The organism is Nonomuraea rhizosphaerae (assembly GCF_019396405.1).
Lineage (GTDB): Bacteria > Actinomycetota > Actinomycetes > Streptosporangiales > Streptosporangiaceae > Nonomuraea > Nonomuraea rhizosphaerae.
Map to the genome: position 1 here is coordinate 1 of NZ_JAHKRL010000021.1, position 7,542 is coordinate 7,542.

Here is a 7,542-nt window from a genome sequence, read left to right on the forward strand (position 1 = left end):
GGGCCGCGCCCCTGCGGGTGCGGCGACGCGGCGCGGCGGCCGCCTCTACCTCGTCGGCCGAGATGATCGCCGGCGTCTCCTCGGCCTTGCGCGGGGAGTCCGCCCTGCGTGCGGAGTCGGGCTTGCTGGAGCGACTGGGCACGGGCTCGACCTCCGGCGTCTCGACGGGCGCGGTGCCCTCTTCGGTGGGCTTGCCGCCGCGGGTGCGGCGGCGCTGGCGCGGCGTGCGCGCCGGACGCTCCTCGCGCTCGTCACGGCGGCGACCGCCGCGCGTGCGCGTCCTGCCGGTCTCGCCGAGGTCCTCGATGACCTCCGCCGACAGGCCGGCCCGCGAACGGTTGGCCCGCGGCAGGACGCCCTTGGTGCCCGCGGGGATGTCCAGCTCGGAGAAGACGTGGGGAGAGGTGGAGTAGGTCTCCTCGGGCTCGGCGAAGTCGAGCCCGAGCATCTGGTTGATCATCTTCCAGCGGGTCAGCTCCTCCCACTCCACGAACGTGACCGAGATGCCCGTGCGCCCGGCCCGGCCCGTACGGCCGATGCGGTGCACGTAGGTCTTGTCGTCGGTGGGGCAGTCGTAGTTGACCACGTGGGTGACGTCGTCGATGTCGATGCCGCGCGCCGCCACGTCGGTGGCGACCAGCACGTCGATCTTGCCGTTGCGGAAGGCGCGCAGAGCCTGCTCACGCTGGCCCTGCCCGAGGTCGCCGTGCACGGCCGCGACCGCGAAGCCGCGGGTGTCGAGCTGCTCGGCGACCATGTCGCAGGCCCGCTTGGTCTCGCAGAAGACCATGGTGAGCCCGCGGCCGTTGGCCTGCAGCAGCCGGGCGACGATCTCGATCTTGTCCATCCGGTGGACGCGCCACACGATCTGGCGCACCTCCGGAGCGGCCTCGCCCTCGCCGCTCTCGTGCTCGGCGCGTACGTGCGTCGGGCGGTTGAGGTATTTGCGCGACAGCCCGACGATCTCACCCGGCATGGTCGCCGAGAACAGCATCGTCTGCCGCTCCTCGGGGATCAGCTTGAAGATGCGCTCGATGTCGGGCAGGAAGCCCAGGTCGAGCATCCGGTCGGCCTCGTCGAGGACGAGCGAGGTGACCTGGCTGAGGTCGAGGTGCTTCTGCTTGACCAGGTCGAGCAGCCGGCCGGGGGTGCCGACGATGACGTCGACGCCCGCCTTGAGCGCCTCGACCTGCGGCTCGTACGCACGGCCGCCGTAAACGGTCAGGACCCGCGAGCCGAGCTTGCCGGCGGCGGTGACCAGGTCTTCGCTGACCTGCGTGGCCAGCTCGCGGGTCGGTACGACGACCAGCCCGCGCGGCTTCTTGCGGTTCTTACGCGGTTTGCCGATGCTCTGGAGCATCGCGATGCCGAACGCGTAAGTCTTTCCCGTGCCCGTGCGTGCCTGACCGATCAGGTCCTGGCCGCTCAGCGCGAGCGGGAGTGCCATCTCCTGGATGGGGAACGGTGTGGTGATGCCCTCGGTCTCGAGGGCATCAGCGATCTCTGGTGTGACTCCGAGGTCTCGGAAAGTCGTCAGCGTGGCCTGCCTCAGTCTCAAATGAAGGCGGGCCTGCCGGGACCGACGGGCGGAAATGAATCCCCGTGCCTGGGTCCTCGCGGTAGAGCCAGCCCTCTCGCGTCATCGCGACCGCAGACCCGGGGAGCGGGGGGTTAACGGGAAAATCTCCCGAATTAACACAGTGCGGTCGCACTTTCACAGAGCAGTGTACTCGATACCACAACGCTGGCCGAGTTTCTCCTTGTTCCCGAAGGGCCCGAACTGGTGAAAGCTACGCTTGCGTCCCATGAACGAGTCTCCTGGTGTCGTCGATCTGCTCGGTGTTCTGGCCTACGCCGAGCTCAGCGCCTTCGCGCGGCTGACCGAGGACGCGGCGTCGCTCGCCCCCTCCCTGGCCGACCGGGCAGCGCTCAGCGAGCTGGCCGTGGCCGAGTTCGCCCACTACCGCCTGCTGGCCGATCGGCTGACCCAGCTCGGGGCCGATCCGGAGGAGGCGATGTCCCCGTTCGTCGAGGCGCTGGACGCCTGGCACACCCAGACGGCCCCGGCCGACTGGCTGCAGGCGCTCGTGAAGGCGTACGTGGGGGTCGGGATCGCGCTCGACTTCTACCGCGAGGCGGCCAGGCACCTCGACCCGTCGATCGGCAAGCTGGTCGACGAGGTGCTCGCGGACGAGGGCCGCTCGGAGTTCGCGGTGGAGCGGGTCAGGGCCGGGATCGAGGCCGACCCCACCGCCGCCGGGCGGCTGGCGCTGTGGGCGCGGCGGCTCGTCGGCGAGGCGCTCAGCCAGGGGCAGCGGGTCGCGGCGGCCCGGCCCGAGCTGGCGCTGATGGTCGTGGAGTCGGCGGCCGACGACCAGGCGCAGATCTCCCGGATGTTCGCCCGGCTGACGGAGGAGCACGGCAAGCGGATGGCCGCCCTGGGCATCTGACCTCCCACCGGACGGCCCGGCGGGCGGGCACCTGGGCACGTCCGGGCACCTGACCGAGGGGCTACGGCGAGTGGCCGCAACCCCTGGTCAGAGCTGCCTAAAGCGTGCCTCCGAAGCCCACGGGCCGCTGCTCGTCCTCGCCGATCTCGATGAACCCGATCGACGCGACCGGCACGATCACGCGCCGCCCCTTCACGTCCGTGATCGAGAACACGCCTCTGTCGGCCGCGAGCGCCTTCCTTATCTCCTCCTCGACCTGCTCCGATGACAGGTCGGTCTCCACAACGAGTTCGCGGTGTACGGAACGTACGCCGATCTTGACTTCCATCGTGCTCCCTTTCGACGGGGCTGACCCTCCCATCGTCACCGCTGGACCTACCCGCGAGGGCGGGTGATCGCGCCCAGCGAACGGGGTTAAGCCGTACGCGGAAATCCGCTGATGCCACGCCACGCGAGCCGGGCCATGAGCTGCTCGGCGGCGTCCTTCGGGATGGAGCCGTGCGTGGTCACCCAGTAGCGGGCGCTCACCTCGGCCATGCCGACCAGGCCGACCCCCAGCAGGTGGGCCTCGTCGCTGGCGCAGCCGGTGTCCTCCTGGATCACCGCGCTGACCATCTCGGCGCACTCGCGCAGCGAGCGCTCCACGCGCTGGCGCACCGGCGCCACGTTGCGCAGGTCGGACTCGAAGACCAGGCGGAAGGCCTCGCCCTGGGTGGAGACGAAGTCGAAGAACGCGCTGAAGGTGGCCTGGACGCGCAGCTTGTTCTCGTGAGTGGAGGCCAGCGCCTCGCGGCAGCGGTTGACCATGTCGTCGACGTGCAGGTCGAGCAGCGCGAGATAGAGCTCCAGCTTGCCCGGGAAGTGCTGGTACAGGACAGGCTTGCTGACTCCCGCCCGGTCGGCGATCTCGTCCATGGCGGCCGCGTGGTAGCCGTTCTCCACGAACACTTCCTGCGCGGCGCTGAGCAGCTGCCGGCGGCGGGCTAGTCGGGGCAGCCGGGTGCCCCGGGGCTTGGCGTCCGGGGTTGCGGTCACGCGGATCTCCATGGTCTCTGAGTCAGCTGTTCGGACATCCTATGTGCGTCAGCGACTCCTCACCGATAGTCGTCGTCATCGAGGTCCACGGTGCGGTTCTGGTCCGCCGCGTCGGCCGGATCGGCCTCCAGCGGAGGCTCCCAGCGCGCCGGGGGCCGCTGGTCGCCGGACAGCTCACGCTGCTGCTCGGCGGCGTCGGCCTCGGGCGCCTCGATCGGCAGCTCCGCCTCCTCGTCCTCGTCGAAGGGAAGATCGTCCCCACGTACGTCCATCTCCGACATTGCGCTCCCCCTTCAGGTACGGACGGAACCAGCCTACGCCTGACCGAAAAGGTCGCCGTGCTCATCGACCCTGGCGAGTACGTCATGTGCCGTGAACACCAGGTCCTGCGGGCGCCGGCAACTCTCGACCTCCTCCCACAGCAGCGGCGTCGAGACCGTGGGCCGCTCCCTGGCCCGCAGCGAGTAGGGGGCGACGGTGGTCTTGGCCGGGTTGTTCTGGCTCCAGTCGACGAACACCTTGCCGGGCCGGGCGCTCTTGGTCATCACGCTGGTGACCTGCCGCGGGTCGTCCTTCTCCAGGGCGCGGGCCAGCTTCTTGGCGTACTCCGACGGCTCCTCGCGGCGGTCCCAGTCCGCGTAGAGCTGCATGCCCTTGCTGCCGCTGCTCTTGGGCCTGGCGGTGAGGCCGTCGGCGCTCAGGACCTCGCGCAGCCGCAGCGCCACCCTGCAGCACTCGACGACGGTGGCGGGCGCGCCGGGGTCCAGGTCGAGGACGAGCATGTCGGGCGGCAGCGCCTCGCCGTCGTCCGAAACCCGCCATTGGGGCACGTGCAGCTCCAGCGCGGCCAGGTTGGCGTAGTAGACGAGCGAGGGCAGGTCCTCGACGACGGCGAAGTCGATGGTTTCGCGGTTCTTGGTGCTGCCGGGCACGGGCAGGGTGACCCGCCTGATCCAGTCGGGGGTGCGGTCGGAGGCGTTCTTCTCGAAGAAGGACTGGCCGGCCACCCCGTTCGGGTAGCGCTTGACGGTGAGCGGCCTGCCCTTGAGGTGCGGCAGCAGCACGGGGGCGACGCGGCTGTAGTAGTCGATCACCTCGGCCTTGGCGAAGCCGTAGTCGGGGTAGAGCACCTTGTCCAGGTTCGTCAGCGTCAGCTGCCGCCCGTCGACCATGACGGGAACCTTCTGCCGGCTCGTCGCTGGGCTCAAAGAGTCACCTCCGACGGTATCTTGTCCGGCCGCAGCCCACGCCACACCGGGTGGCGCAGGCGCAGGTCGTCGGTCCACATGGTGTACGCCACCTCCCCGACCAGCTCGGGCCTGACCCAGCGGTTGCGCCACGGGACGCGGTCGGCGAACGGGCTGCGCGGGATCTCCAGCGGGCTCAGGAACTCCCGCAACCGCTCCAGGACGGCGTCGGTGAACCCGGTGCCGACGTGGCCCACGTACGTCAGCCCTCTGTCGGTGAACACGCCCATGATCAGCGAGCCGACCCCGCCCGCGCGGCGCCCCTTGCCCGGCTTCCAGCCGCCGATCACCACCTCACGGGTGTCCAGGTGCTTGACCTTGACCCACCACGGCGAGCGGGTGCCCGGACGGTACGGCGAGTCCAGCCGCTTGGCGACCACGCCTTCGAGCCCCTGCTCGTGGGTGGCCGACAGCAGGTCGGACTCGCCGGGGAAGTACGGCGGGGCGCCGATGTCCAGCTCGTCGAGGAGCGCGCGCCGGTCGCGGTAGGGCAGGTCGAACAGCTCCCGGCCGTCCAGGCAGAGCAGGTCGAACGGCAGGTACGTCACCGGGTACAGCTCCAGCGCCGTCTCGGTGGGGGCGTTGTCGTGCATGCGGTGCTGCAGCCGGACGAAGTTGGGCCGGCCCCTCCTGTCGAGGGCCACGACCTCACCATCGATCACCGCATTCTTCACCCCGAACGCCGAAATTTCGGGATAGCGACGGGTGTAGTCGGCTCCATGCCTTCCTGTCACCTTCAGCTCGCCGTTCAGGTGGATGAGGGCACGGATGCCGTCCCACTTGACCTCCAGGCCGTACCGCTCCCGATCCCGCGGCAGGGACCCGGATATAGCGAGCATTGGTTCGATTAGGTATGGGATTGGTGGCCCCATGACGGGTATGTGCCCATACGCGAGTCCGCTAGAGCTGAGGGGTGCCCATGCGCAGCATCTGGAAGGGTGCGATCTCCTTCGGGCTGGTCACGATCCCGGTCAAGCTTTACTCGGCGACGGAGCAGAAGGACGTCACCTTCCACCAGGTGCACCGCGAGGACGGCGGCCGGATCCGCTACAAGCGCGTGTGCACGCTCGACGGCGACGAGGTCCCGTACTCCGACGTCGCCAAGGGCTACGAACTGCCCACCGGCGAGATCGTGGTCCTGACCGACGAGGACTTCGAGGACCTGCCGCTCAGCACCTCACGGCGGATCGACGTGCTCCAGTTCACGCCCGCCGACCAGATCGACCCCATCTACTTCGCCAAGTCGTACTTCCTCGAACCCGACGGCCAGGGCGCCAAGTCGTACGTGCTGCTGCGCAACGCGCTGGAGAGCTCCGGCCAGGTCGCGGTCGTCAAGGTCGCGCTGCGCCAGCGCGAGTCGCTGGCGACGTTGCGGGTCCGCGACGGGGTGTTCGTCCTGGAGACCATGCTCTGGCCGGACGAGATCCGCGTCCCGGACTTCGGGTTCCTGGAGGAGGACATCGAGGTGCGCGCCCAGGAGCTGAAGATGGCCGAGTCGCTCATCACCACGATGGAGGCCGACTTCGACCCCACCGAGCACCACGACGCCTACCGCGAGGCGCTGCAGCAGGTGATCGAGGCCAAGGTGGAGGGCAAGGAGGTCATCGCCCCGCCGCAGAGCGACGAGGAGGGCGGCCCCGCCGTGGACCTCATGGCGGCGCTGCGCGCCAGCGTGGAGGCGGCCAAGCGGGAGCGGACCGGCGAGCCCGCCAAGCCCAAGAAGCCGGCCCGCGGCGCCAGGACGGCCGCCAAGGGAACCGAGGAGAAGGCCGCTCCCAAGCGCAAGACCCGCAAGACGGCCTGACGGATCCGCAGGACGGCCTGACACCGGACGCTCGTCTCTCCGAGGGCTGGACGTTTTTCCGCCGGCGGATGCCGTCATTACCCGCACCGGGAAAAAGGACGCTCTCCTTTTCCCGGGGTACGCGAAAATCAACGGGTGCACGCGGAAAGCGAGGGCTCCGGAAATATCCGGTGCCCTCGCAGAGGACTCAGCCCGTAAGGGCGGAGTGTTTACCAGTCAGTGCCGTGGTGAATGCTGAGGCAGCCGCGGCGGTGGGTGAACCGGACCTTGTCCTTGGCCAGATTGAGCCTGATCTTGACGCGGTTGATGTACCGGCCGTGGTGGCGTCCGTACCGGTGGTGGCCCCAACGGTGGCTGCCCCAGCGGTGGTGACCCCAGCGGTGGCCGCCCCAGCCGTGCTTGCGGTGGCCCCACTTGTGATGCTTGTTCCACCGGCACCAGCGGTGGGCCAGGACCGGGGCAGCGGTGACGCTGTCCGCAGCGCTGGCGGTGGTGGCGGCATTGGCGGTGGTGCTCGCGGCCGCCGCGCCGAGACCCACGACCCCGCCGGTGAGAGCGGTGCTGAGTGCGGCGGCAGCCATCGTTGTCTTGAGCTTGGACATTTGTGCTTCCCCCTGAACGGTTTCTTGCACTTGCGGCAGTACTCCGAATTAACGGAGAGTGCCTTCGATGTCACTCGCAGGTGTCATCTGGTTGTCATACTTTCCGGGCGTTGGGGGCCATAAACGGCGAATGGATCCTTTTGCCGCACATGTGGGATGCCAATAGATCGATTAAACATTTATGCTGCGAAATGAGCCGATATGTCCGAATTCCTCATGGCGCAAGAGGTCGGCTCCCGATCTGGGAAATGCGCCTTTTGCGGCCCGGTCGCCTCAAGAGGTGAGGGGTTGTGGGTGCGGGCGATGCCTGGGTCCGTGAGAGGTGGGCGCTCGGCCGGCCGTGTGTCGTGACACGCGAAAGTGCCGACCCCCGCGCTGTGTGGCGTCGGGTGTCGGCACGGCGG

The 7,542-nt window shown here is 69.0% G+C and carries 9 protein-coding genes; 2 read left to right on the forward strand and 7 right to left on the reverse strand.

Annotation, left to right across the window (positions count from 1 at the left end; all coding sequences use genetic code 11):
* Nucleotides 1-1,447: DEAD/DEAH box helicase (locus KME77_RS01100; protein ID WP_219460465.1), on the reverse strand; the 1,447-nt coding region annotated here is incomplete at its 3' end.
* A gap of 358 nt (nucleotides 1,448-1,805) precedes the next feature.
* Between KME77_RS01100 and KME77_RS01105 the strand changes: the two genes are divergently transcribed.
* Entirely contained in the window at nucleotides 1,806-2,450 is a 645-nt protein-coding gene (locus KME77_RS01105; RefSeq protein WP_219460468.1) for a ferritin-like fold-containing protein, read from the forward strand.
* Nucleotides 2,451-2,547: 97 nt separating this feature from the next.
* Here the strand turns inward: KME77_RS01105 and KME77_RS01110 are convergent, their stop codons facing one another.
* The 5 genes from KME77_RS01110 to ligD (KME77_RS01130) all read right to left on the reverse strand — a co-directional run bounded on the left by KME77_RS01110 (nucleotide 2,548) and on the right by ligD (KME77_RS01130) (nucleotide 5,571).
* Nucleotides 2,548-2,778: a DUF3107 domain-containing protein gene (locus KME77_RS01110; RefSeq protein WP_219460472.1), complete on the reverse strand. Its 231-nt coding sequence runs from the start codon at nucleotides 2,776-2,778 to the stop codon at nucleotides 2,548-2,550.
* An 86-nt stretch (nucleotides 2,779-2,864) separates the two neighbouring features.
* Nucleotides 2,865-3,485: a TetR/AcrR family transcriptional regulator gene (locus KME77_RS01115; RefSeq protein WP_219460475.1), complete on the reverse strand. Its 621-nt coding sequence runs from the start codon at nucleotides 3,483-3,485 to the stop codon at nucleotides 2,865-2,867.
* Nucleotides 3,486-3,544: 59 nt separating this feature from the next.
* The gene (locus KME77_RS01120) at nucleotides 3,545-3,757 is read right to left on the reverse strand and encodes a hypothetical protein (protein WP_219460478.1); all 213 of its coding nucleotides are present in this window, start codon (nucleotides 3,755-3,757) and stop codon (nucleotides 3,545-3,547) included.
* A gap of 42 nt (nucleotides 3,758-3,799) precedes the next feature.
* Nucleotides 3,800-4,693 carry a non-homologous end-joining DNA ligase gene (gene ligD, locus KME77_RS01125; RefSeq protein WP_246608977.1) on the reverse strand — a complete coding sequence of 298 codons (894 nt, stop codon included), beginning with the start codon at nucleotides 4,691-4,693 and terminating at the stop codon, nucleotides 3,800-3,802.
* On the reverse strand, nucleotides 4,690-5,571 hold the full coding sequence (gene ligD, locus KME77_RS01130; RefSeq protein WP_219460480.1) for a non-homologous end-joining DNA ligase: 882 nt from the start codon (nucleotides 5,569-5,571) through the stop codon (nucleotides 4,690-4,692). Before ligD (KME77_RS01130) ends, ligD (KME77_RS01125) begins: the two co-directional genes overlap by 4 nt.
* Before the next feature lie 80 nt (nucleotides 5,572-5,651).
* On the opposite strand from ligD (KME77_RS01130), the gene ku reads away from it, so the two are divergent.
* Complete coding sequence (gene ku / locus KME77_RS01135) at nucleotides 5,652-6,536, forward strand: non-homologous end joining protein Ku (protein WP_219460482.1); 885 nt, start codon at nucleotides 5,652-5,654, stop codon at nucleotides 6,534-6,536.
* 209 nt (nucleotides 6,537-6,745) lie between these two features.
* Here the strand turns inward: ku and KME77_RS01140 are convergent, their stop codons facing one another.
* Nucleotides 6,746-7,138: a hypothetical protein gene (locus tag KME77_RS01140; protein WP_219460485.1), complete on the reverse strand. Its 393-nt coding sequence runs from the start codon at nucleotides 7,136-7,138 to the stop codon at nucleotides 6,746-6,748.
* Between the last annotated feature and the right edge of the window lie 404 nt (nucleotides 7,139-7,542).